The 24,216-nt window shown below is 58.2% G+C and carries 20 protein-coding genes and 1 pseudogene; 10 read left to right on the top strand and 11 right to left on the bottom strand.

Going from position 1 to position 24,216, the window contains the following annotated elements:
* Position 1: 1 nt before the first annotated feature.
* From H6650_14350 to H6650_14340, 3 genes are all read right to left on the bottom strand, one after another.
* Positions 2-931, bottom strand: coding sequence for an ABC transporter ATP-binding protein (locus H6650_14350; protein ID MCB8953183.1), 930 nt, complete (start codon positions 929-931; stop codon positions 2-4).
* Between the two features lie 132 nt (positions 932-1,063).
* On the bottom strand, positions 1,064-2,074 hold the full coding sequence (locus H6650_14345; GenBank protein MCB8953182.1) for a hypothetical protein: 1,011 nt from the start codon (positions 2,072-2,074) through the stop codon (positions 1,064-1,066).
* A complete protein-coding gene (locus tag H6650_14340) occupies positions 2,049-2,678 on the bottom strand; it encodes a sigma-70 family RNA polymerase sigma factor (protein MCB8953181.1) in 630 nt (209 codons plus the stop codon). Before H6650_14340 ends, H6650_14345 begins: the two co-directional genes overlap by 26 nt.
* A gap of 282 nt (positions 2,679-2,960) precedes the next feature.
* Between H6650_14340 and H6650_14335 the strand changes: the two genes are divergently transcribed.
* Positions 2,961-4,442 (top strand): hypothetical protein, encoded by a 1,482-nt coding sequence (locus H6650_14335; GenBank protein ID MCB8953180.1) that lies wholly within the window; start codon positions 2,961-2,963, stop codon positions 4,440-4,442.
* A gap of 114 nt (positions 4,443-4,556) precedes the next feature.
* On the opposite strand, the gene H6650_14330 is transcribed toward H6650_14335, so the two are convergent.
* The 5 genes from H6650_14330 to H6650_14310 all read right to left on the bottom strand — a co-directional run bounded on the left by H6650_14330 (position 4,557) and on the right by H6650_14310 (position 8,454).
* Complete coding sequence (locus H6650_14330) at positions 4,557-5,126, bottom strand: GIY-YIG nuclease family protein (protein MCB8953179.1); 570 nt, start codon at positions 5,124-5,126, stop codon at positions 4,557-4,559.
* A gap of 16 nt (positions 5,127-5,142) precedes the next feature.
* A complete protein-coding gene (gene ruvA, locus H6650_14325) occupies positions 5,143-5,724 on the bottom strand; it encodes a Holliday junction branch migration protein RuvA (protein MCB8953178.1) in 582 nt (193 codons plus the stop codon).
* Complete coding sequence (gene ruvC / locus H6650_14320) at positions 5,721-6,203, bottom strand: crossover junction endodeoxyribonuclease RuvC (protein MCB8953177.1); 483 nt, start codon at positions 6,201-6,203, stop codon at positions 5,721-5,723. The genes ruvA and ruvC overlap by 4 nt, the downstream gene beginning before the upstream one ends.
* A gap of 41 nt (positions 6,204-6,244) precedes the next feature.
* On the bottom strand, positions 6,245-6,994 hold the full coding sequence (locus tag H6650_14315) for a YebC/PmpR family DNA-binding transcriptional regulator (GenBank protein MCB8953176.1): 750 nt from the start codon (positions 6,992-6,994) through the stop codon (positions 6,245-6,247).
* Between the two features lie 134 nt (positions 6,995-7,128).
* Positions 7,129-8,454, bottom strand: coding sequence for a glycoside hydrolase family 1 protein (locus H6650_14310; GenBank protein ID MCB8953175.1), 1,326 nt, complete (start codon positions 8,452-8,454; stop codon positions 7,129-7,131).
* Positions 8,455-9,161: 707 nt separating this feature from the next.
* Here H6650_14310 and H6650_14305 point away from each other — a divergent pair.
* The 5 genes from H6650_14305 to H6650_14285 all read left to right on the top strand — a co-directional run bounded on the left by H6650_14305 (position 9,162) and on the right by H6650_14285 (position 16,556).
* Entirely contained in the window at positions 9,162-9,752 is a 591-nt protein-coding gene (locus H6650_14305; protein ID MCB8953174.1) for a 4-vinyl reductase, read from the top strand.
* Positions 9,753-10,028: 276 nt separating this feature from the next.
* On the top strand, positions 10,029-10,880 hold the full coding sequence (locus tag H6650_14300) for a response regulator (protein ID MCB8953173.1): 852 nt from the start codon (positions 10,029-10,031) through the stop codon (positions 10,878-10,880).
* Between the two features lie 39 nt (positions 10,881-10,919).
* On the top strand, positions 10,920-11,666 hold the full coding sequence (locus tag H6650_14295) for a polyprenol monophosphomannose synthase (GenBank protein ID MCB8953172.1): 747 nt from the start codon (positions 10,920-10,922) through the stop codon (positions 11,664-11,666).
* A gap of 188 nt (positions 11,667-11,854) precedes the next feature.
* Entirely contained in the window at positions 11,855-15,916 is a 4,062-nt protein-coding gene (locus H6650_14290; GenBank protein MCB8953171.1) for an oligosaccharide flippase family protein, read from the top strand.
* A gap of 283 nt (positions 15,917-16,199) precedes the next feature.
* A complete protein-coding gene (locus tag H6650_14285) occupies positions 16,200-16,556 on the top strand; it encodes a serine hydrolase (protein ID MCB8953170.1) in 357 nt (118 codons plus the stop codon).
* Here the strand turns inward: H6650_14285 and H6650_14280 are convergent.
* The gene (locus H6650_14280; protein ID MCB8953169.1) at positions 16,553-16,753 is read right to left on the bottom strand and encodes a hypothetical protein; all 201 of its coding nucleotides are present in this window, start codon (positions 16,751-16,753) and stop codon (positions 16,553-16,555) included. The genes H6650_14285 and H6650_14280 overlap by 4 nt on opposite strands.
* Before the next feature lie 1,186 nt (positions 16,754-17,939).
* Here H6650_14280 and H6650_14275 point away from each other — a divergent pair.
* From H6650_14275 to surE, 4 genes and pseudogenes are all read left to right on the top strand, one after another.
* On the top strand, positions 17,940-18,791 hold the full coding sequence (locus H6650_14275; protein MCB8953168.1) for a serine hydrolase: 852 nt from the start codon (positions 17,940-17,942) through the stop codon (positions 18,789-18,791).
* 112 nt (positions 18,792-18,903) lie between these two features.
* Positions 18,904-19,158 (top strand): type II toxin-antitoxin system HicA family toxin, encoded by a 255-nt coding sequence (locus H6650_14270; GenBank protein MCB8953167.1) that lies wholly within the window; start codon positions 18,904-18,906, stop codon positions 19,156-19,158.
* Positions 19,155-19,662 (top strand): annotated as a pseudogene (locus H6650_14265) (toxin-antitoxin system HicB family antitoxin). Before H6650_14270 ends, H6650_14265 begins: the two are co-directional and overlap by 4 nt.
* 351 nt (positions 19,663-20,013) lie before the next feature.
* Positions 20,014-20,814: a 5'/3'-nucleotidase SurE gene (surE, locus tag H6650_14260; protein ID MCB8953166.1), complete on the top strand. Its 801-nt coding sequence runs from the start codon at positions 20,014-20,016 to the stop codon at positions 20,812-20,814.
* Here surE and H6650_14255 read toward each other — a convergent pair.
* Together H6650_14255 and H6650_14250 are read right to left on the bottom strand one after the other, a co-directional pair.
* Positions 20,809-22,050 carry an MFS transporter gene (locus H6650_14255; protein ID MCB8953165.1) on the bottom strand — a complete coding sequence of 414 codons (1,242 nt, stop codon included), beginning with the start codon at positions 22,048-22,050 and terminating at the stop codon, positions 20,809-20,811. The two genes, surE and H6650_14255, sit on opposite strands and share 6 nt — an antisense overlap.
* Before the next feature lie 84 nt (positions 22,051-22,134).
* Complete coding sequence (locus tag H6650_14250; GenBank protein ID MCB8953164.1) at positions 22,135-23,961, bottom strand: hypothetical protein; 1,827 nt, start codon at positions 23,959-23,961, stop codon at positions 22,135-22,137.
* Between the last annotated feature and the right edge of the window lie 255 nt (positions 23,962-24,216).

Below are 24,216 nucleotides of genomic sequence, written 5' to 3'. Positions count from 1 at the left end.
GTTAGGCGACGGCTTCGCCGCCCATCAGTTGGATGAAGCGTTCTTCAAGGGAAAGGTGCAGGGGGGTGAGTTCGTAGAGGCTGTATTGGTGTTCGTGCAGCCATTGGGCGAGGGCGGGTATCCGGCTTTCGTGGGAGATGGCCAGGCGGATGCGTCCGGTGAGTTTGTCCGCGGGAAGTGCCGGCATTACCGTCCCCCACGCCGCCAACCCTTCGCGCAAAGCCTCGTCCGGCTGCCCCACCCGCAGCGCCAACTGCACATTCTCCTGATGCCAATCCTCAATCGTTGTCGTCTGCACCACCACCCCCTTGCGAATAAACGCCACCCGGTCGCAGGTCAGCTCCACTTCGCTCAACAGGTGGGAATTGAGGAACACCGTCACGCCTTCCTCGCGCAACCGATTGATAATGTCGCGCACCAGCTTCCGCCCCAGTGGGTCCAGCCCAGATGTCGGTTCATCCAGAAAAACGATACGCGGATTGTTCAACAGCGCCTGTGCCAGACCAATGCGCTGCTGCATCCCTTTGGAGAACGTGCCCACCTTCACTTGCGCCTGGTCCGACAGCCCCACCAGTTCCAACAGGTCCGGGATGACGGCGGCGCGCTCCCCCGCGCTCATGCCATACAGCTTCCCATGCAAATCCAAAAACTCGGCGGCGCGTAGCCAGTCGTGAAAACGGAAATGCTCCGGCAAATACCCCACCCGCGCCCGCGCGCCCAGGTCGCCCAACGGCCGGCCCAGAATACGCGCCGCGCCGCTGGTGGGCGAGATCAGGCTGAGCAGCATCTTCACGGAGGTGGTTTTGCCGGCACCATTTGGCCCCAAAAAGCCAAACACCTCCCCCTCCTGCACTTGCAACGTCAGGTCAGATACAGCAACTTTGGCCCCATACTCTTTGCGTAAATGTTCGGTATCAATTGCCAGCGACATAGTTCTTCCATTACGGCATTACGAAAACGACAGCTCAGACTATCCGATGAAAGACTACAAAAGTCTTGGCCGGACGTACCGATGTCCAAACCGTTTTCAGACTTTTGTAGTCTGTTTTCACCTTTGTGCGTTTTAGCGCAGCGAGTTAGCGATACGTACCAGATTACGCACCGTTTCCGGCCCTTCCAGGATAAAGACACGGCCATCTTTTTGCCACATCAGGGCATTATCCTGCCCATCCAGACTGGTGAGTGCCATGCCGCTGCCGCCCTGCACCGTCACCTCGCTAAAGGTCGCCAGATTCTCCGGCACAGGGAAGAGCAAGGTGTTCGTCCAGTCAATGCTGGCCGCGAGGCGGGCCGCTTCCGCGTCAGACATGCCCAGGAGTTGCAGCAACGCTTCACCCAACACGGCGGGATCAACATCATCAGGATAATCCACCAGAGGGCTATCCGTCTGCACCAGGGAAATGCCGCTTGCCTGCCAGTTCATGCTCACCGCCGGATAGATGGTGACATCCACGACAGCCCCATCGAGGCTGTCCGGCAATAGGGCGGCGTCAACGCCCGCGGCCGCCAGGATAGCGCGACTTTGCGCCAGGTTGACGGTGAGTCGCCCTTGCGCCTGCGCGGACACGTAGAGCCGGTCCGGTTCGCTCAACACCTGCGGGGCCAGCACGGGCGCGCCGGCAACGGCGGCGGCTTCGGCCACGTTGCTGACGGCTTTATCAGCGGCTGGCCCGGAAACGATTTCGAGTTCTCCGGGGGTCAAACCCTGGTCGGCCAGCGATTCCAACATGCGCAACTGGCGCGGCGAAACCGAGATGGGGGCGAATTTCTGCACGCGGAAGAGGCCGAGGAATTCGCTGGCGGCGGCGCGGACGGAGGGGATGGCAAAGGCGCCGCCGATGACGAGAACAACGAAAAGAGTGGCTATCGCATACTTACGTTTGAACATGGTCGTTAACTCCTTGAGGATTATATCCCACAAACGGGGAGGGGTGTGATCGGCGCGTTGTTTGATGTGGGTGAGGGCTTGAGATGCCGGCATTGGCGCATCCCCCACCCCCGGCTCCAACACCGTCAACGACACCATCACCGCATCCAACTCCGCCGCATCAAAATGATCGTCCATTTTCTTCATCTGCTTCTACCTCCTGGCCAGGCACAACCTGCCGCGCCTCGTCATACGCCCGCCGGAACGCCGTGGCCGCGCGCGCCAGCAGCGTCCCCACCGATGTCGGCGACACCTGGCAAACCTGCGCCAGTTCCGCGTAACTCAAACCCATTTGCCGCAGCAAAAGCAACTGCACCTGGCGCCGGGGCAGGGTCGCCAGCGCCCGGCGCACCAACCCCGCCGTTTCTCGCCGCTCCACTTGCTGCGCCGGATCACTATCCCATGCCGTCGCCTGGCTGGGATCCACCCCCGGAACCAGCAGCACATTTCGCTGCCAGCGCCGCTGGCGGCTGCGAATGTAGTTGTAACCCATATTCGTCGCCACCCGGTACAGCCACGCCCCGACGTTATGCTCCTCCTGCGCGCGCCCGCGCGGCGGCTTCTGGTACAACGTCAAGAAAACCTCCTGCGTCATATCCTCCGCCTCCACTCGATTGCCCAACAGACGAAACAACACACCATAGACGCGATCATAATAACGATAAAAGAGGGTATCGAACGAAACGCCGTCCCCCGCCGCCATGCGCTGCAGCAGCAAGGTATCGGTCAACAATGGGTCAGCCACATGCATTTCTGCTCCTTCATTCTTCTTTGCCACGGCAAATTCACCCTTCTAAACACCACCAACACCAAAAACGTGACAGGGAGTGGCGAGGGGCAAGTGGCAAGTGGCGAGGGGCAAGTGGCAAGTGGTAAGTAGCGAGTGGCAAGTGGCGAGTAGCAGGCGGCAAATAACACCCTCCCTCATACCTCATACCTCATACCTCATACCTCTTCCTTCTTCCCTCCGCCTTCGCTATAATGGACGGGTCGTGCAATGGTCTATCCGCCCCGCAAATTGAGGTAAACACACATGGCAAAACGAAAAAGCCGTCCGGCCAGGCGTGGTACGCAGATTGGATTGGTATCGGTGAGTGCCGGCATTCTCCTCATCACCGCCATCCTCCTCCTCTTCACCGAATACGAATCCTACACCTCCCTCTACGACGCCGACTACATCGGCAGCGCCGCCTGCGGCGACTGCCATCCCTTCATCTACGCCAACTGGCAAGAATCCCCCCACGCCAACATGACGCGCCGCCCCACGCCCGAATCCGTCGTCGGCGACTTCGACAACGGCAGTTGGACCCTGCCCGTCAGCGCCCAGGTCCTGCCCACCGACAGCGAACCCGCCGTGCGCACCTACACCGAAGGCGGCGACTACTACATGGCCTTGCGCGATCCGCAAACCAACGAGTTCGTCCCCTTCAAAATCGCCTACGTCATCGGCTACCAATATCGCCAGACCTACCTCACGCAAGAAACGGGCGGCGTCCTGCGTCGGCTGCCACTGCAATGGTCCACGGAAACACAAGACTTCTTCCCCTATTGGAATGTGCAAGAAGGTAGCACCCCATCCGTCGCCGACCTCTGGGCGCAAATGACCTCCCTCAACTCCGCCTGGAATCTGTTCTGCGCCCGCTGCCATACGACCGACCTGCACATCGTCAACAAAAACACCAGCCACACTTTAGCGGAAACACATTGGGTAGACAACGGCATTGGCTGTGAAGCGTGCCACGGACCGGGCAGCCATCACGCCAATTACTTTGAAAATAACTACGTCAACCGCCTCGTCGCTTACCTGAACAGCCGCGTGCGCCAGGAACCCGTGGCCTACATCGTCAATCCACAAAAAGTGGACAAGGGAGAAGCAATGAGCGTCTGCGCCCGCTGCCACGGGCCAGACATCGCCATGTCCCTCACCGACCTCTACCGCATCTACGAACCCGGCTACAGCCGCGAAGGGCGCATCAACGACCTTTCCGCCTACTTCAAATCGCAGCCGCTGGAGCCGGGACGCACCGCGCCGACCGTGGAAGTGTGGGCGGATGGCCGCCCCAAAGGAGTCGGCATGATCTTCCGCTCCTTTATTGAGTCGGTTTGCTACGATGAAGCTACCACCCGCTGCTTCCACTGCCATGACCCGCATAACAATAAGCAGCCGCGCGTACCGAATATTCTGGAGCCGTCGGAGGCCAGCAACCGCTACTGCCTCAACTGCCACGGCGACCTGGTTGATCAGGTGGCGCAACACACGCACCATACGCCTGGCGAATCCGGCTCCTTCTGCTACGACTGCCATATGCCCAACGACATCTTCAAACTGGTCACGGGCGTGCCCCAGTTCGCGCGCAGCCACACGATGAGCCACATCCCCAATCCGCAAAACACCATTCTCTACGGGCCGGATGGCGCGCCCAATGCCTGCAACGAGTGCCACAACGACCAGACACCGGTTTGGGCGCAGGAGTGGATGGATGCGTGGTGGGGGGCGGCAACGACGGAAGGGTGAGGGCCGAGTGGCGGGTATTAGTGGTTGACGGGGGTGTAACCGTCCACTCCCCCGTAGGTTGAGCCTGTCGAAACCGGTTCCCTTCGGCAGGCTCAGGGAGCGGGGGTGATATAGTTACACGAGGGTCTGGCAGTAGGGGAGAAGGGTGTTTTGCCACCAGGTAGGGGCGGCCTGTAGCTGCCACAGGTGTGTTTCGCCGGGGAGGTCGCGCGCGCCGATGCCGGCAGCAATGACCCGCATATCCGCCCGCCCCGTTAACCAATGGGCCAGGTCGCTCTCCCGGCGCTGATTGTCGCCAAAAGCGATGATGTGTGTGAGGGAGGATGCCGGCATTTCCAACAAATAATCCACGTGCCAATGGAGCCGCTTCGGCTGCCGCGGCGGCTGCGCCATGTGCGCCAATCCCATGGCGGCAAACGCCCGTGTCAGTTCCCCGCGGATTGGGTGTGGCGGCCCCACGCCGCGGCTGGCGTGCCGCAACAACCGTCGGGGCAGCGTCGTCGCGCCTCGCTGCCCCAAAGCCGAACCCACGTAGACGTAAATGCCGGCAGCCAGCACAAAAACACGCCCCTGCTGAAAGCGACCAAAAGCCACATTGACGGCCTGACTCAATTCAATAGACAACAAGTAGGTTCCTGACGGCCTAAATGCCCCCGCCTGTGCCGGCAACAAACAAACGCCCATCTCCCCCCCTGAGCAGCTAACGCTGGTCCAGATATTGTAGCGCCGCCTGCACCCGTGCATCCATCTCCCGCACCTCGCGCGGGATATTTTGCAGCGCCGTCTGCGCCTCCACAATGCTGAACCCCAGACTCGTAAGCACGTCAATCACATCCGCATCCACATCACTCACAAACGGCATCGCCGCCTTCTCCGCCGTCAGGTCCAGCTTATCACGCAGTTGGAACAGCAGCCGCTCCGCCGTCTTCTTGCCAATCCCCGGCACACGCTGCAACACCGCCGGCTCCTCGCGCATAATGGCGCTTTTTAGCAGTTCCGGGCTGAGGGTGGAAAGAATAGCCAGGGCCACCTTGGGGCCAACGCCGCTGACACCGAGGAGAATCTCAAAAAGAGACAGGTCTTCTTCGTCTTGGAAGCCAAAAAGCGTGAGCGCATCTTCGCGCACCAGAAGATGGGTATGCAGCATCAAGGAGCGCCCCGCTCCCCCCACGTCCTCCAGCACATTGCGCGGCACGAAAACGCGCAGCCCCACACCACCAACGCGCAAAACGAGGTGGTCCTTGCTGATTTTCTGCACGGTCCCGCTAATGCTGGCGATCATAGGGATTCATAACGATGATAGTGGTAGTGCGTCATGGCCACGGCCAGGCCATCGGCGGCGTCATCCGGTTGGGGCGTTTTGTCCAGGTGGAGCAGATGACGCACCATCAATTGCATTTGCGCCTTGTCCGCGTTGCCGTAGCCGACAATCGTTTCCTTAATTTTGGGCGGGGAGTATTCGGCAATGGGGATGTTCGCATTCTCCAGGGCCAGCAGCAGCACCCCGCGCGCCTGCCCTACCGTGATTGCCGTGGTCACATTGCGCCCGAAAAACACCTGCTCCACCGCTGCCGCATCTGGCCGATACGTTGTGATGAGGTCGTTTAGGGCCAGGAAAATTTGGCGCAGACGAAAAGCGTCGCGGTCTCTGGCATGGGTACGGATAACCCCATAAGTGACGCTAACCAGTTCCCCATCCAGGGCATCAATGATGCCATAGCCGGTGATGGCAGTGCCCGGGTCCAGGCCAAGAATTCGCATCGTTCCGCCAGAGCCGCATCGCCGACCGCTTACGACCCTTTCTAGGCCCCTTCCAGGGCCGCCATGGCCTCATCCGTGATGTCCAGGGTGGAGTAGACGTTTTGTACGTCGTCCACATCTTCCAACTTCTCGATCAGGTTCAGCACTTGCAGCGCCTGATCCTGGGGAAGCTCCAGCGGGTTGGCGGGGTCATAAATCATGTTGGCTTCGCTGATGCTGTACCCCATTCCTTCCAGCGCGCGCTGCACAGCCTGAAACACCTCCAGTTCGCAGTAAACTTCGGAAACTTCGTCGCCAAACTGTACATCTTCCGCGCCCGCGTCCGCCGCCACCAGGAACAGTTCATCTTGATCGTCTACGTCTTCTATAGCGATGTAGCCCTTGCGCGCAAATTGCCAGGCGACCGAGCCGGCTTCGCCCATGCTGCCGCCATATTTGTTGAGCGTATGGCGCACGTCGGCCACGGCGCGATTGCGATTATCCGTGACTACTTCGATGAGCAAGCCGACGCCGTGCGGCCCGTATCCTTCGTAGATGGCTTCCACCAGTTCGCCACCTTCCAACTCGCCCGTACCCCGCTTGATGGCCCGGTCAATATTGTCTTTGGGCATACTGTTGGCTTTGGCCTTGGCCACGGCCAGGCGCAGGCGGGGATTGGTGCTTTCGTCACCACCACTTTCGCGGGCGGCAATGGTGATTTCTTTGGCCAGGCGGGTAAACAGTTTGCCTCGTTTGGCATCGACTGCGGCTTTTTTATGTTTAATGGTAGACCATTTGGAATGTCCGGACATACAGTAACTCCTCGCGCTTCAGCAAAGTTGTGATTGCTCCCCCGCCGATGCTTCTGGTGATGAAAAAGACCTGGTGCGCCTCAAGTTAAACGACGACGACCGTGAGGCAAATGCCGGCAGAATTATATCACAGATCAAGCGCCGCCTGGAAACATCGTTGCCAGCAGCTCCGGCGCGTACTGCGCGGCCATGTCGCTGCTAATGCCATTGGCGTGACAAATCTCCGTGTACAGCCTACCGCCAGGACGAATACGCCGCGCTTGTGTGTCCGGGTCCATTTCGTAGAGGCCAAACCGCTGCGTCCAACCCCGATCCCATTCAAAATTGTCCACCAGGCTCCAATGATAGTAGCCCATGACGGGAAAATTGAAAGAGACGGCGCGCCATATCTCACGTAGATGGGTGAGCAGAAACGCGGGGCGCAAATCATCGTCGGCATCCGGCAGGCCATTTTCCGTGATGTAAATGGGCTTGCCATACCGCATCGCCGCTTTGATGACCTGGAACAGCCCCGCCGGATACACTTCGCCATAGTTCCCGTCGCCAACCTGGGCATCGGGACCCCAGTCTTTGTAGTAGAACTCGCCGCCCGTGGGCGGGAAGCGCACATAGAAACGAGTGTAGTAGTTGATGCCCACGAAGTCGAAGCTGTCGGCCAGGTGGGGCACGATGCCGCGCCCGGCGGGCCAACGCAGCCGCCCGGAAACCATGCCATCCATCCAGAATTCGTTGAACAGCCAGTTGAGCCGCCCAGCCCACCAGCGCGTGGGCAGGCTGCCGGACCGGCTGGCAAAAACGGGCATGTTTTTGGCGACGCCGACAATGGCCTGGGGATTGGCTTCTTTGAGGGTGTGGTAGGCGATGGCGTGGCAGGAAAAGAGGTGGCGCAGGGCTTGCATGCCGGCATTCCACCCCATCTTGCGCGCCGGCGGAAACGTGCCATCGAAATAGCGGGCAAAGAGATAAACCATCGGCTCGTTAATCGTCACCCACTTGCCCACCACGTCCCCCAAACTGGCCGCCACCTTCGCCGTATAGCGGCGGAAATATTCGGTGACAATGTCCGCGCTGAAGTCACCTTTTTCCACCAGCCACAGCGGATTAGAGAAGTGGTGCAGCGTGACCATGGGATCGATGCCCCGCTGGCGCATCCCCTGGATGATTTCGCGGTAGCGGCCTAGCGCATCTTCATCAAAGACACTCGGCTCCGGTTCGATGCGGCTCCATTCCAGAGATAGGCGGTGAGCGTTCGTACCCATCTCGGCGGCGCGGTCCAGATCAGATTCGGCGTTCCGCCACCAGTCGCAAGCAAGGCCAGAACGATGGCCGGCAAGAATACGCCCTTCTTGTTGTTCGAACGACCACCAGTCGCTGTTGGTGTTGTTGCCTTCCACTTGCAGGGAAGAGGTAGCCGTGCCCCAAAGAAAGTCGTGTGGGAAATACATTGTTGCCCGGGCCATGGCGGCTCCTTAATCGGATAAGGGGTGAGTCACAAGTTACGAGGAAGTGCGTTCGCGTTGGCTTTCCTCATACAACAACAAAAAATTGCAACTACTGACGCTCTCTGGAGATGGGATCAATTTCAGGCGCTCAATAACCATTTCCACCAGAGAAAATGGGTCCAATCTGACTTAGCAGGTGCAAAAAATTGACATAAAGAGTGAGGAAACAACTTCGTTGTCTGACTTAATTCCGTTCCTAAGGGTTCGCTCGGAATGAACTTTGGCCTATCCGACAAGCGAGAACCCTTCCGGCGCATCCGTTCTTTCCTTGAATACGGGCGCGCCCTAATTGTATCACCGCCGCGCGGTTTGTGCGTGGGGAGTTTGGGCGGCCAGCACGGGGAGGATGGCGCATGGCGCATATGACGATGGTCATGATTTTACATAACGGTTATTGACAGAGGCATGGGCGTGTGGTACTCTTTGCTATCTTATCGTGCAGGTCGCAACTGGCAAATGTGCTGCCGTTTCAGAGGGAGGCCGCGGGGGACAGAAGGATGCCGGCATCCTTACTCAAGTCCTGTAGGCTTCTCCGTCAACCTGCTGACAAATCACCATCACATCCTTATACTTGTGACAATGCGACGTAATGCCAGACAAACATTTGCGTGGAGGTCTCCGTGAGAAACTTAGTTCCACCAAGTGGATACTATTATCCTAACAAAATGGGCCGTATCCTCCTCATAGCCATGGAAGAGGTCATGGGGCGCAACGGCCTGAACGCTTTGCTCAACCTGACCGACGTCCGCCAGTTTATTCACGACCTTCCCGCCGACAACCTGTCCCGCGAGTTTGACTTCAGCTACATCACCAACCTGAACAAAGGCTTGGAAGACATCTACGGGCCGCGCGGTGGGCGTGGGTTAGCCTTGCGCGGTGGGCGAGCCTTGTTTGCCCGCGGTCTCAAGGGATTTGGCGCGTTAGCGGGTGTAGGCGACCTGGCCTTCAAGGTACTGCCCCTTTCCACCAAGCTAAAAATCGGCGTCCCCGCCGTCGCCCGCATCTTTACGCAGTTCAGCGACCAGACTTCGCGCGTCGAGGAGTACGACGACCATTTTCTCTACTACATCGAACGTTGCTCAATGTGCTGGGGACGCGAATGTGATCGCCCGGTTGGCTACATCGCCGTGGGCATCTTGCAGGAATCGCTGCGCTGGCTCAGCGGCGGCCTGGAATTTCGCGTCGAAGAGCTAGAATGTATCGGCGTGGGCGACCGTCAGGGCGTCTTCCGCATTGACAAGGAGCCTATCCAGTAGCACCCCGTCACGCGCACCGGCCCCTCATTTTAGATTGGTTCATTCGCCAAAAATGAACCAATCTTGGCGAGAACTACATTCTTGACGCTCACTTATGTCTCTGGTTGGCAATGCCGGCATTTTTTCCACGCCGCCCCGCCCACCAGGCACTGCCCCAGGGGTTCGCCCAAAATCAACTTTGGATCATCCAACAAGCAAGAACCCTTCCGGCGCACCCGTCAATTCCCGAGCGAAGCCTCTATAACGGATGTGCCCTAGTCATTCAAGGAAGTACCCGTGCCCACCCCCAAACAGCGCATCTTGATCGTCGAAGACAACCTGGACCTGGCGGAAATGATGAACGCCTATTTTCGCGTACAAAACTACGAAGTGATGCTGGCAACGTGGGGAGAGGATGGTTTGCGACTGGCGGCGGAGCAAATGCCGGCACTCATCCTCCTCGATATCCGCCTGCCAGACATTGATGGGTATGAAGTATGCCGGCAACTGCGCCAATCCCACCGCACCCGCGCCATTCCCGTCATCTTCCTCACCGAAAAACGCGAACGCGAAGACAAACTAGTCGGGCTAGAACTGGGCGCAGTTGATTACATCACCAAACCTTTCGACATTACGGAACTCGACCTGCGCATGCGCAACGCACTGCGGCGCGTCCAGACCAACACCACCCGCGACAATCCCGTCACCGGCCTGGCGGAAGGCATCCAGGTTGAAGAAAAACTGCGAGAGATGCTCACCCAGGAGGATTGGGGCGTCGTCCTCGCCGGACTCGACGGAATTGACCGCTTCCGCGACCAGTATGGATTCGTGGCCGCGGACGATGTCGTCCGCGCCGTGAGCGTCATGCTGAAGCACGCCATGGAAGAAACGGCGGGCAGCGGTGACTTTGTGGGACATGTAGATGCCGGCACTTTCCTTATCATCACCCCCGCCGCCCGCGCCCATAAACTCGCCGACAACTGCCTCGCCCGCCTCAACGCCGCCATCCCCTACTTCTACCCCGCCGCCTCCGACCGCCAAAACAGCCCCTCCGCCAGCGGTCAACTCACCGCCCGCGTGCGCGGCCTCACCGCCCGCGACGGCAGCTTCCGCGGCCTGGCCGACCTGCGCGCCGCCCTCGCGCACTAGAAACGGCTCCCCCAGAAAGAGGATGCCGCCCCCCCTTACATGGAAAAAATAATCGTCGTCATCCCCACCTATAATGAAGCCACCAACCTCCCCCTCATGGTCGCCGAATTGTGGGCGCTCAACATCCCCAACCTCTCCATCCTTGTCGTAGACGACAACTCCCCCGACGGCACCGGCCAGATCGCCGACGAACTCACCCAACCCCGCCCCGGCCAACTGCACGTCCTGCACCGCGTCAAAAAAGAGGGATTGGGGCGCGCCTACGTAGCCGGCTTCAAATGGGCGCTGGCCCACGGCTACGACACCATCATCCAGATGGACTGCGACTTCTCCCATTCGCCCCAGCACATCCCGGAGATGCTCACCCACATCCGCGACGCCGACGTCGTCGTTGGCTCCCGCTACGTACGCGGCGGCAAAATCGACGAACGCTGGGAAACAGGCCGCTACCTCCTTAGCTGGTGGGCCAACGCCATCTACACCCGCCTCCTCCTCAACCTCAAAGTGCGCGACGCCACCGCCGGCTTCAAATGCTGGCGCGCCAGCGCCCTGCACGGCATCAACCTGGACGAAATCAGCTCACAAGGCTACAGTTTCCAGTTTGAGATGGCCTACGTCGCCGAAAAGCTGGGATACCACATCATCGAAATCCCCATCTACTTCGAAGACCGGCGCATCGGACAATCGAAACTCACCATCCCCATCAAATTGGAAGCGGCGCTGCGCGTGTGGGAAATCATCTGGCACTACCGCAAATTCACGCCGGCGAATAGGATGGATCAATAACTAATGGGTGAATCATTGAATTGTTGAACTGAAAAAAGGCCAAAAACCGGGTTTTTACACATGAACCACTCTGGTAATTTCCGCCGGACAATCAAAAAACCCGGTTTTTTCAGTGAACTCACCATTGATCATTCAACAGTTCACCAATTCACCAATTAATTATTCCTCCCCCTCCTCCATCAACAAGCATGAAACGCATTCCCATCAAAAACGCGCGCCTGAGCATCATCATCCTCGCAGGCTACCTCGTCCTGCCTTTTTTGTTCTATGGTAGCGTCACCATTGGCGGCAAAACGATGTTGCCGGCAGATAACCTCTTCCAATGGCAGCCCTGGGCCGACCACGCCGCCGAATTGGGCATCGAACACCCGCAAAACCACCTCCTCAGCGACCTCATCCTGCAAAACTACGCCTGGAAAAATTTCATTCAAGAGAGCCTGCGACAGCGCACCATTCCTCTCTGGAATCCCTACCTGTTCGCCGGCGTGCCCTTCCTGGCCGCCGGCCAACACGGAGCCTACTACCCGTTTGGCATTGTCTTTCTCCTCCTGCCGCTGGCCCGCGCCTACGGCTGGTACACCGTGCTGCAACTGTGGCTGGCTGGACTGTCCGCCTATTTCTTGGGCCGCGTGCTGGGGCAACGACGCGGCAGCGCCTTTCTCGGCGGGTTGGTGTTCCAAAGCTGCGGCTTCATGCTGGTGAGCGCCGCCGTCTTTCCCATGATCATCGGGGCGGCGGTGTGGCTGCCCTTCCTGCTCGGCTGCCTGGAAATGGTGATACGGCGGGCGACGGATGAGGAGAGAGGGGGCGCAACCCTTCCCTGGGTCGTCGTCGGAGCCGTGGCTCTCGGCTGCCAGGTCCTCGCCGGCCACATCGAAATCACCTACTACACCCTGCTGGTGATGGCCGCCTTTGCCGCCTGGCGGCTGGCTCCGCGCCTGTGGCGCACCTGGCGCGCGCCACGCCCGCCGCGCCGCCGCCTCTTCGCCCTGCTCAAGCCGCCCGCCTGGCTCCTCAGCCTTGTCCTCCTCGGCCTCATGCTGGGGGCCATCCAGTTCCTCCCTTTCGCCGAAGTGGGCCAGACCAACTTCCGCGAAGGCTCCGCCACGCTGGCGGAGATTCGCGGCTGGGCTTTTCCGCCGCGCCGCATCCTCACCCTGGCCTTGCCCAATTTCTTCGGCAATCCCGCCCACCACGACTACACGGACGTTTTTAGCGGGCAGCGCATCCCGTTCACGGTGAACAGCAGCGGCCAGCCCAACCCCAACGGGGCGCAAAGCAGCGATTGGGGCATCAAAAACTACGTGGAAGGGGGCATCTACCTGGGCATTTTGCCGTTGCTGCTCGCGCTCCTGGGGGTCTGGTCCGCCGTGCGGGAGCGACGGCGGCGCGGTCCGATCAGCTTTTTCGCGCTGCTCAGCCTGGCGTCGCTGGCCTTTATTTTTGGCACGCCGCTGTATGCGCTGCTCTATTATGGGCTACCGGGCATCAATCAGCTTCATTCCCCGTTCCGCTGGGTTTTCCCGCTCTCCGTGGCGGTGGCCGTTTTAGCAGGATATGGCGCGGATTTCGTGGGGGAAAATGCCGGCATCTCCTCCCCCAAAAACATCATACGTTGGCTGGGCGGTCTGGCGATGGGCGCGGGCGGACTGCTGCTGCTTGGCCTCGCCATCTCCCGCCTCTTCTACAACACCCTCGCCCCCATCGTCGAGCGCGTCTTCCGCGGGCTGGCGCTGGCCGCAAACGCATTCGCCAACGCCCGCGCCTTTTACAGCTATGAATTCTGGCAACTGCTGATCCTGGGGCTGGTCCTCGTCGTCGCCGGCGGACTGCTCTGGTTCAGCCGCTCGTCGGGGCGCGCCCGCCGGCTCCTGTGGCTGGCCGCCGCCGCCGCCCTCATCGGCGCGGACCTGTACAGCGCCAGCGCCGGTTTCCACGCCGCCGTCGATCCGCAACTGCTCACCTTCCAGCCGGCGCTGCTGCAATGGCTGACCAAGCAGCCGGGTGTGTGGCGCTTTACCACGTTCGACCCACAAGGGCAAAAGCCACTCAACGCCAACGCCGGTTGGTCTTATCACCTGCAAGATGTGCGTGGCTACGAGTCGGTCATCCCCAAACAGTACACCACCTACATGGCGGCCATCGAACCGCAAAACGAACTCCCCTTCAACCGCGTGCAACCCATCAAGGATTGGCAGGCGCTGAATTCGCCGCTGCTGGACCTGCTGGGCGTGAAGTATATCGTCACGGCGGAAACGATAGACCTGCCCAAACTGCAACGAGTCTGGGAAGGGGAAAGGCTGCGCGTGTACGAGAATCTGGCGGTCGCCCCGCGCGCGTTTACGCTGCCCCAAACGGCAACGGTGCGCACGCCGGACCCGCTGGAGCGGATGGCGGCCTTCGACCCGCGCCAATACGTGCTGGTGGCGGCGGCGACGGAAGAGAGCGACGCGACCCCGGCGGCGCTCGCGCCGGCGGAGATGGTGGCGTACGGCAGCATTGAGGTGATTGTGCGGGCTGCCGTGGATGAACCCTCCTGGCTGGTGTTGGCGGACAACTACGCGCCGGGGTGGGATGCGTTTGTGCGCCCGCTGGCGGCGGATGGGGCAGAAACGGAGACGGAGATCACGCGGGTGGATGGCAATTTCCGTGGCGTGCGGCTGGCGGCGGGTACGTGGGAGGTGCGTTTCCGCTACAGTCCGCTCAGTTTCAAGTTGGGGGGGCTGGTCAGCTTCATGGGGGGGATCATTTTGTTGTTTGGCGTGGCGGTGTGGGGGTGGCGGCGTTTCTATCCGCGGCAGCGGGAGTTGACGAATACGCGCAGCATCGCCAAAAACAGTCTGGCGCCGATGGTGCTGAATTTGTTCAACCGGGCGATTGATTTTGTGTTCGCGGCTTTTTATTTGCGCCTGTTGGGTCCGGGAGATGCCGGCAGTTACGCCACCGCGATCACCATTGCCAGCCTGTACGAAATTATCGCCAATTGGGGACTAAATACCCTCATCATCCGCGAAGTGTCGCAGGATAAAAGCCAGGCGAGCCGCTACCTGTTCAACACCAGCCTGCTGCGCCTGGGCACAGGCTTCATGGGCAGCCTGCCCGTGATCATCTACCTGTTGGGGCGCGCGCTGGGGGGCAATTCGTTGGATGGGGCCACGCAGGGGGCGATCCTGCTGTTGATGGTGGGCATGGTTTTTTCCGGGATGGGACAAGGGCTGACGGGGTTGTTTTATGCGTATGAGCAGGCGGAAATGCCGGCAGCCGTCACCACCGTCACCACCATCCTCAAAGTCGCCTTCGGCGTCATCGTCCTCCTGCTGGGCTGGAGCTTCGTCGGGCTGGCCGGCGTCTCCATCGTCGTCAACCTGATCACCCTCCTCATCCTCACCGCCGCCGCCCTGCGCCAGTTCCGCCTCACCGGCCCCTGGCGCGTAGACATCCCCTTGCAGCGGCAAATGCTCAGCGCCAGCTACCCCCTCATGCTCAACCACCTGCTGGCAACCGTCTTCTTCCTCATCGACGTGCCCCTGCTGCAACAGTTCAAAGGGGATGAGCAAGTCGGCTGGTACGACAGTGCCTACAAATACGTGCGCGCCTTCAACATCATCCCCTCCTTCTTCACCTTCGCCCTCTTCCCCGTCATCTCCCGCCAGGTGCAAAGCGCCCTGGACGACGCCCGCCGCACCTTCCGCATGTCCGTCAAGCTACTCATGTTGGTCGCCCTCCCCCTGGCCGCCGTCACCACCCTGCTGGCGGACGTGCTGATCGGGCTGCTCGGCGGCAGCGCCTTCCTGCCAGACGGGGCCATCGCCCTGCGCATCATGGTCTGGTCCATCCCCTTTGGCTGGCTCAACAGCGTCACCAACTACGTCCTCATCGCCCTCGGGCAAGAACGCATGCAAACGCGCGCCTTTGCCATTGGCGTCGGCTTCAACCTGCTCGCCAACTTGATTTTCCTACGCCTGTATGGGTATCGCGCCGCCGCGGCCATCACCATCGCCTCCGAAATCGTGCTACTGATCGTCTTCCACGTCTACCTGGTGCGCAGAATGCCCGACGTGGGCTGGCGACAGCTTCTATGGAAGCCGGTACTGGTCACGTTGCTCATGCTGGCGGCCATGTGGCTGGGCGCGCAAGTGAACGTGTGGCTGGGTCTGGCGGCAGGGCTGGTTGCCTACCCCCTCGGTTTGCTGGCGCTGCGCGTCTTCGGCGAAGAGGAACGGCACATCTTAATGAGCCTGCGCAGGTAAGGGCACATCCGCTAACGGATGCGCCCTTGGCCCTGGCTTCGTTCAACAAGAATCATGCGGCTTCACAGCCGCATGATTCCTTTTTCGTTAGCCCGCCCTTCCAACCTCTACAACTATCCAGAAATTTTGTCGTATATCCCCACATCAGAATCTAAAACAACTTATGACTCTACTGAAAAAAGACCAAAAACCGGGTTTTTACACATGAACCACTCGGGTAATTTCCGCCGGACAATCAAAAAAACCCGGTTTTTTCAGTGAACTCACTTATAGGAGTCGACAAATGTCTGTGAGATCATCAAAAAAGACTAAAACTTTGTGGAAGGTGCTTTCCATTTTGGTTATCAGCGGATTGCTCATTGGGGGCATTTGGGTTAATGGAAAACTTGACAGCGTAAAAAGCGAACTATCGGACTTTATCTTGTCAAATCCAGAATCAAATGCTGTAGTTGCCTACACATTCGACGAAAATGGGGATTTAGTGGCAGATGAACAAACGATATTTTACAATGCTGATGAGCCGCTTGTTGTGGCATCAGTCATGAAAACAGTTGTATTAGCCGCCTACGCAGACGTAGTTTCAAATGGAGAGATGGATCCTGACGAAATAATCCCAATTGGAGATGTTGAAAAATACTAGTTCAATCGTTTTTTGTGGCTACACCTAAACCCCTGATTAGATGAGGCAACCAAGAGGTTTTCTAGCCAGTTTTCTCGATAAACAAATCCATTCAGCTTGTGAGCAGGTGACTGATACTCCTTGCTCACTTTTGATCGCGGACAGTAAGGGCGAAAGTTGTGCAACAACGCCCACGCACGTGTCCTCAGGTCAGCCACTTGTAGATTCCCATGAAAATATCGTCCACCCGCTAGCCAGCGAGCCATAAGCCCCATGTGGCGGTCAAGCATATTGCTGGTACGGTGGGCTGTAGGATGGTCAAATGCGAGACAGTATTGGTCAGCTCGCTGACATAGTTTGTCTATGGCCTCGATTGCATAACCACTTAACTTGTCTCGATTGTGCATCACCCACTGCTGAAGCATGGTAATGCCCTGTTTGAAATCGGGACGACTTGTCGCCTGGTAGATACCCCACACTTGCTGTTTGATTTGGGTGTAGGTGTTACCCAATCGCTTGCATCGCCCCCGTATTTTGATGAAGGCATGTAAAAAGCACAGGATAATTGTGATGGCTGGAAACAGGGTCTGCCATGCCTTACTTGTCGCTGCCCATCCATCTACATTGACCGAATCGGGTTTGTAACTGGGGTTTAGCTGCTGTGCTTCTTCTTTGAATACCTCGTAAGCAGCGGTCAACCCTTCTGCATCGGCGCTCTGGGATACAGCCGCCCCCAGTACGCAATCCTGGGCTACTGTCGTGGCTACGTACCATTTGCCGCCATGGGCTTTGGCATGTTTTTCATCTGCTAACAGATCAGTTGGCAGCTTTTCTGCTTCTTTCACGGTCGTTCCCACTAGACTGAATCGACCAAACGACTCGGTAAGACGGTACCAATAGCTATCGTTGCGCCCAAACACGTAAGTCAACGCCCAATCGGGAACACCGAACTGCTTCAAGAAGAGCGCCTTCTCTACTTCTGTTACCGTTCCTACCAGATAAGGCAGCAGGTCGCATGGGGCAATGGTGTAGGCCAGCTTTTGCCCCGCTTCATTCTCTATCTGTAACCGAATGCGGCGCAAGTGTACTTCTGGCATTTTCTTCGATGGCCTTGTCCATCCGTGCAGTTTGTATCCGGCTTGCATAGCTGGTGGAAACAATTCGGGATGGCTTGCCATTTGTTGTTCAATGTAGGTTTTGGCTTGTTGTGGGTCGGTCATCGTTTCTTGGTACTCTTCGTACTGCATTGGAATCACAATCCGTCGTGATTCCCACCGAGCGTTGTTTTTGTCTGTGCTATACTTGCGTTGCTGAGGGATTGTTGGTTCTGTCACAAGCCCAACAATGCCTCAGTTTCCTTTCAGACACAAATTCCGTTTGAACTAGGAAAAATATTACCTGCCAATGACGGACGGCGGCGCACACGCCATGGGTTTGGAAAGTCTTGGATTAGAAACCGATGATTATGGATTTGCCCGCAATAAAACAGAATCGGTAACTTTGGATGATATAGCACGCATAATGATTCACTACAGCGGAAATGCAGAAACAGATTATTTAATAGAGCGACTTGGGCTTGACAGGATTTCACTCGTAATGCAAGAATGTGGGCTAAAAAACCATACTTCCATTTACTACGCGCTTGGGTTTGCTCTTGCAACTTTCAATCACGAAAATCCCTCTTTTTCTATTGACCAAATTCAATCGTTGGTTGAACAAGTTTCGAGTGGCGACATTAGTCAAATGGAAAAACTTGTAGAACTCTACCTATATGATACAGAATGGCACTCACAACAAATAGCGTTTATGAATTCGCTGAAAGATAATTCCTTAAACGGTTTAGAAATGTGGAACTATCAGATACGAGCAGCTCAACTTCTACCAAAAGGAACTGTCAGAGAGTATGCACATATGATGGCGAAAATCGCCAGCGGAAAATTGATTTCGCCCGAAGCCAGTAAAATTATGCAAGAAAAATTGGAAAGCGTTCAATCGGATTGGATATTGCGGGCTTTTTATTATGACCGTTTTGGGGCTAAGGACGGCATGACCGCTGGTGTTCTCTCGCTTGCATCTTATGAAATACCTAAGCATGGAGAGTTACGTAACCTTTCGCGTGTTGTTGTAATAATTGCAAATCAAATGCCACCCGAAAAATGGGCAGAACAAGCACAATATCAAGGTCATTATTTGCTGCCAATAGATTTAGCGCAGGCAACAGGAGAATATTATAAATTCGGCAGGACTACAGATTAGCGTGGAGTGATTCGGGTCGGATGGCAAAGCAAAAAAGCAGTTCGCGCACGGACAAAACCTCCTCCGTCAGGCCAGCCGCCAGGGCTGGCGTTCCCCCCAAAGTCGCATGGACATGAAAGAAATTGTACACACACCCCGTCCAGAACATCGCCGCCTCCAACTGGAGCCGATGACGGGATGGCGTAGCATTGAATCTTTGCTCGTTGCTTTGGAATGCCAGGTGATTGAGGGCTGTGGTTTACGGGTCACATTCATTTTGAATGGGCAACGCGCCGATTTTCATCGGCCCCACCCTGGGAAAGAAGTGCTGCGTTATCGTGTGAAAGATGTGCGCAAATTTTCGCAGAGGGCAGGTGTAACCCCATGAACGTAATGACTTACCAAAATTATTCCGCGAAAGTCGAATACGCCCCTGTAGATAAAATCTTTGTCGGACACATTATCGGGATTCGAGACATCGTTGGCTTTCATGGCAGCACCGTTGAAGAACTGGAAGCAGCATTTCATGATGCTGTAGATCACTATCTGGAAGTATGCGAAAAAATCGGGCAACCGCCACAGCGGTCATATTCGGGCAAATTGACCCTGCGGATTCCGCCAGAGATTCATATGGCAGTGGCAACAGCAGCAGAAATCAACAGCAAGAGTATTGTGGGCTACTGATGTTTTGAAGCAAGCCGCGATGCCTGAAGCGGCTTCATGGTTTTCAATCAAGATAGGGGCAGCCGTTTTGAGCAGACGTATTAGAAATTGCTGCTCAGAAAGAGAAGAAGTCCTAACACGCCATGCAGCCGACACTGGCGCGATGCCTCGGGCGGTTACTTATTTGGTGATTGGCAAAGGCGTTGGTGACCCGCGCCAGCGCGGTTGACGGTGGTGTTGGGCGCACCCTAAAGGTGGTTGGTGGTTGGTAACAAAATGATAACGAGAAGCTAAACGAGGCTTAATCACGTCGATGTAGGATAGCGGGAAAGCGTCTATTCACGACCACCTTCCCGGAAGTTATCTTGATGCGAAATGATCGGAATGATGAGGCGTTTTGGGCTTGACATCAAGCTTCCGGGAAGGTCTCCAGGCCGAATAGATACGAGACGGAATCGTGACTCTACTGAAAAAAGGCCAAAAACCGGGTTTTTACACATGAACCACTCTGGTAATTTTGGCCGGGCACTCGAAAAACCCGGTTTTTTCAGTGAACTCAATCGTTATGAGCGAGAAAAGAATGCACATTTTGGTAACGAACGATGATGGCGTGATGGCCCCGGGGTTGTTGGCGCTGGCGCAGGCGATGCGCCAGGTGGGGGAGGTGAGCGTGGTAGCCCCGGACCGCAACTGGTCGGGGCGGGGGCATGTGAAGACGCTGCATAATCCGCTGCGGGTGCGCGCGGCAACGCTGGCGGATGGGTCGGAGGCGTTGTGCAGCGATGGCGCGCCGTCAGACTGCGTGGCGCTGGCGCTGATGGGCGTGGTGCGCAGGCCGGTGGACCTGGTGGTGTCGGGCATCAATCCGATGGCGAACCTGGGGCACGATGTGACGTATTCGGGGACGGTGACGGCGGCGATGGAGAGTATTATTGCGGGCGTGCCGGCAATTGCCTTCTCCACAGACGCCGGGGAAAAGGGGCACGGACACCTGGACTACAGCACCGCTGCCCGCGTCGCCCGCCTCATCGTGCGCACAACGCTCACGCATAGCCTGCCCAAAGGGGTGTTCCTGAACGTAAATGTGCCCTACCTGCCCATTGAGGAGGTCAAGGGCATTCAACTGACGCGCCAGGGGCTGCGCATTTATCGGGATGAACTGGAAAAGCGGCAGGACCCACGCGGCCAGGACTATTACTGGATCAGTGGCGAAGCGCCCACGGGTGTGCCGGAAAAAGGCACGGACATTGGCGCGCTGGCGGAGGGGTATGTCTCCGTGACGCCGCTGCAGCTTGATTTGACGGCCTATCACCACATGCTGGGGCTGACGGAGTGGGGATGGCGGAATGGGAGCTTGCCGCCGGAACCCGCCGCGCTATGAGTGGCCGACGGGCACGGGTCGGGGGGTCAGGTGGCCGCGGCGGATGTATTGGAGGAGGAAAAATGCCGGCACAGCCACCGCCACCGACAGACTCCCTCCCAACCAGTACGGCGTCGTCGCATGGACGGCAAACAGACTCCCCGCCACCGCCGTACTCAAAATCGTGGACAGACTCAGCGCCGACTGATACAGTCCCAACACCCCTCCGCGCAATTCATCCGCCACCGTCCGCGTAGACAGCGATTGCAGCGGCGGCATCGCTAACCCCACCCCGGCGGCAAACAACAACGAGCCAATCGGCCCCAACCAGGGCGTTGTAATCAGCGCAAACACAAACATCCCCATCCCCCGCGTCAGCGTCCCTACAATCACCAGCGCCCCATCCCCATACCGCCGTAGCAGTCGCGGCAGCAGCCAGATTTGCGTCGTGAACTGGCCGATACCGTTCACTGCCAGCAGCAACCCTACCCCCAGGTTGGTCAACCGGGCGCTGTATTCCACAAACAACACCGCTCCGCCATAGAGCGCAAACGTCGATTGCAGCAGCCCCAGGGCAAATTGCCCCACAAAGGCAATCGTCAAGATGAACAGGAGGGGCGTATTATGCACCACGCTGCCCAGGTCCATACGGCTCTGCGTAAACCGCTTATTGTGTTCCCGCTGTTCCGTGGAGAGGGATTCATCCAGCGCCCACCAGGTGATCAGGACGGTGAGCGCGGCCACGGCGGCGGCAATCAGGAACGGGATTTGCGAGCCAAACAGCGCCGACAGCACGCCGCCCGCCGCCGGACCAAAGATAAAGCCCAACCCAAAAGCGGCAAAAACCAGCCCCAACGACTGCGTGCGCCGCTCTGGTGGCGTCACGTCCGTCACGTATGCCTGCGCCACGATGATGTTGCCCCCCGTAATGCCGTCGAGAATGCGCGCGGCAAACAACATCCACACCGTATGCGCGTAGGCCAGCATGATGAAGCTGATCACCGTGCCCACCTGGCTCACAATCAACACGGGCAGCCGTCCATATTTATCAGAGAGGCGACCTAATGCCGGCCCGGCGAAGAACTGCGCCGCGAAATAGGAGGAGACGAGCAGTGTGATGACCTGCGGGGTCATTTTGAACTGGCGCTGCGCGTACAGGGGGAGAATGGGCAGGATGAGCGAGGCGCTTAATATCTGCACAAACACGATCAGAAGAATGGTCAAAAGACGACGATCAACTTGCCGAAAGGCTTTCATGAATTCATTCCTAATTGCATACTATCATCAATTTTGGAGACGCAGACAGGCGCGGCTTTTTCCGCGCCCTTATGGGAACCGCGCTCAAGCATCCTGGGTAAGCAGACGCAGTGAATCGACTATTTTGTTGATGGTGGCTTCATCGGGGGCGCGGATGATGGTGATGGTATCGGGGAGTTGGTAGAGGCAAACGCGATCATCACCTTGCCAGCAGGAGGCGTTGCCGGCATTAACAACCGCCGCACCATAAGCCAAAGCATATTCCGCATAGGCACGCACGAACTCAGCCGCATCTTGCGGCGTATCCCAGCGCGTCTGGTACACCATCACCAGCGCCTCATCCCCCGCCCGCGCATAAACCGCGTAGGCATCCCCCCCCCAGCCGGTCGCCGCCGTGTCCACCGTTTTCGTATCCAACTGCTGCCCCAGGTATTCGCGCAAGAAAAACTCGCCGAACACATCCTCATCCAACTGCCGCCAATCCAGCCCCAACGTGTCCGTGAGCGGGGGCAGCGTGACGATCTGGGGCAAATCGCCCGCCAGGTAGCGGTCCGGGTGCAAGATTTGCTCGCTGGAGCGGGGCGGATTTTGCCAGGCGGCGTCCACGGCGGCAAAGCCCCCCTGGTCGTAAAGGGCGTTCACGAAGGTGAAGCCCTGGTCGTAGGGGAAGGCGAAACTGTTTTGCAGCACGGCCGGCATTTCCGCCCCCACCTCCTCCGCCCCATTTTGCAACGTATCGTAAATCTCATTCACCTGCTTCTGTGAAAAATAGCCATCAAACAGATACAAAAGCTGCACCTGCGTCGCATCCCCCTCCGCCAGCGCCCGCAACGCCATGCTCGCCTCCGCATCCAGCGTCGCGTCACTCAGCGCCTCAAGCTGATAATGCTGGTCTTGCAGCGCGTGGACGAACTCGTGCGCGTGCGTCCACTGCTCGTTGGCGTCCAACGCCTCATCATCGCTGATCACCACGAATTCCGCCGTCTCCGGGTCATAAAAACCGAGGATTTGCTCGCTGTAGAAGCTGGCGTACGCCTCATACAGGTCCACGTCGGGCGAGACAAAATCAAACGCGCTCAGCACCAGGGCATCCTCGTGCGCGTCCGTCGGCGTGTAGTCCGCCAGGTCCGCCTCTACCCGCTGCCGCAGTTCCTCCGCCGTCAGCAGGGTCGGCGTGATCGGGTGCAAGGGAGCCAGGCCACGAATTTCGGCCACATTGGCTTCAATTTGCGCCCGCAGGGGGGCATTGGCATCGGCGGTGGCATCCACGACAGTCAGGGTGCGTTCCACGGGCGCGCTGCTGACGCCGGCGGTGTTGATGGCGGTGGCGCTGAGGGTGTAAATGCCGGCACGATCCGGATCCCACAACTTCCGCACCGTCACCAACACCTCATCCTCCGGCGAATAAGAAACCAACGACTCCCCATTCGCCGTCAAATTCACCGCCGCTAACCCCAGCGGATCGCCGGCGGAAAGTACTATCGTAACCGATTGCCCCAACGGGATGCTCGCCTCCGGCTGCGGCGCGAAAAAAGCCACCGCCGGCGGGCGCGTCCGCCACGCGGAAACGGTGGCCTCCTGCGCATCCAGCCGCGCATTTGCCTCCGTCAGCGAATTCGACAGCGCCGTCACTTCATCCCCCAAGGCTTCTCGCGTCGCCTCCACCGCCGCCAACGTCCCCTCCAGCGCCACGCCCCCTGCCGCCGTCGTCGCCAGCGCCGCCTCCCGCGTCGCCAACTCCGCTTCCGTGGACCAGAGCGTGTCGCCGAGCCGCTGTTTATCCCCCTCCAGTTGCGTCGCCGTGTCGCGCCAGGCCGCGCGTCCCTGCCAGAGAAAAATCACGGTGGCACTGAGAACGAGGAGCAGGGAGAGAAAGGTGAGCAGCGTTCCGATGATGGCGGTCTTTTTCATGGTTTGATCTCAGTAACTTGAGTCTAGTTAGCTCATTCTCCAAGAATGAACCAATCCTGGCACATCGTGATCGGCGTCGCGGCATTGGCCAGATAATGCCGGCATTGGCGTGTATGGTAACGAAAGGCGGGCACGGGGGCAACTCCTGCGAAAGTTTGAAGGAGCGGCATAACGGCCAGGCCAGCTTGGACCAATTTTCCCTGGTGGAAATGGCCCTTGAGCGCGCGAAATCGGCCCAATCTCCAGAGAGCGATA

It is taken from the genome of Ardenticatenales bacterium, from assembly GCA_020634515.1.
GTDB lineage: Bacteria > Chloroflexota > Anaerolineae > Promineifilales > Promineifilaceae > JAGVTM01.
Note: the sequence above shows the minus strand (reverse complement) of the source record. Positions and strands in the feature narration are given on the sequence as shown.

Bases quoted from the DNA above. Each gene is read 5' to 3' on its own strand.
- H6650_14350 (MCB8953183.1), bottom strand. From the start codon at position 931: ATGTCGCTGGCAATTGATACCGAACATTTACGCAAAGAGTATGGGGCC.
- H6650_14345 (MCB8953182.1), bottom strand. From the start codon at position 2,074: ATGAAGAAAATGGACGATCATTTTGATGCGGCGGAGTTGGATGCGGTG.
- H6650_14340 (MCB8953181.1), bottom strand. From the start codon at position 2,678: ATGCATGTGGCTGACCCATTGTTGACCGATACCTTGCTGCTGCAGCGC.
- H6650_14335 (MCB8953180.1), top strand. From the start codon at position 2,961: ATGGCAAAACGAAAAAGCCGTCCGGCCAGGCGTGGTACGCAGATTGGA.
- H6650_14330 (MCB8953179.1), bottom strand. From the start codon at position 5,126: ATGGGCGTTTGTTTGTTGCCGGCACAGGCGGGGGCATTTAGGCCGTCA.
- ruvA (MCB8953178.1), bottom strand. From the start codon at position 5,724: ATGATCGCCAGCATTAGCGGGACCGTGCAGAAAATCAGCAAGGACCAC.
- ruvC (MCB8953177.1), bottom strand. From the start codon at position 6,203: ATGCGAATTCTTGGCCTGGACCCGGGCACTGCCATCACCGGCTATGGC.
- H6650_14315 (MCB8953176.1), bottom strand. From the start codon at position 6,994: ATGTCCGGACATTCCAAATGGTCTACCATTAAACATAAAAAAGCCGCA.
- H6650_14310 (MCB8953175.1), bottom strand. From the start codon at position 8,454: ATGGCCCGGGCAACAATGTATTTCCCACACGACTTTCTTTGGGGCACG.
- H6650_14305 (MCB8953174.1), top strand. From the start codon at position 9,162: ATGGGCCGTATCCTCCTCATAGCCATGGAAGAGGTCATGGGGCGCAAC.
- H6650_14295 (MCB8953172.1), top strand. From the start codon at position 10,920: ATGGAAAAAATAATCGTCGTCATCCCCACCTATAATGAAGCCACCAAC.
- H6650_14290 (MCB8953171.1), top strand. From the start codon at position 11,855: ATGAAACGCATTCCCATCAAAAACGCGCGCCTGAGCATCATCATCCTC.
- H6650_14285 (MCB8953170.1), top strand. From the start codon at position 16,200: ATGTCTGTGAGATCATCAAAAAAGACTAAAACTTTGTGGAAGGTGCTT.
- H6650_14275 (MCB8953168.1), top strand. From the start codon at position 17,940: ATGACGGACGGCGGCGCACACGCCATGGGTTTGGAAAGTCTTGGATTA.
- H6650_14270 (MCB8953167.1), top strand. From the start codon at position 18,904: ATGAAAGAAATTGTACACACACCCCGTCCAGAACATCGCCGCCTCCAA.
- surE (MCB8953166.1), top strand. From the start codon at position 20,014: ATGCACATTTTGGTAACGAACGATGATGGCGTGATGGCCCCGGGGTTG.
- H6650_14255 (MCB8953165.1), bottom strand. From the start codon at position 22,050: ATGAAAGCCTTTCGGCAAGTTGATCGTCGTCTTTTGACCATTCTTCTG.
- H6650_14250 (MCB8953164.1), bottom strand. From the start codon at position 23,961: ATGAAAAAGACCGCCATCATCGGAACGCTGCTCACCTTTCTCTCCCTG.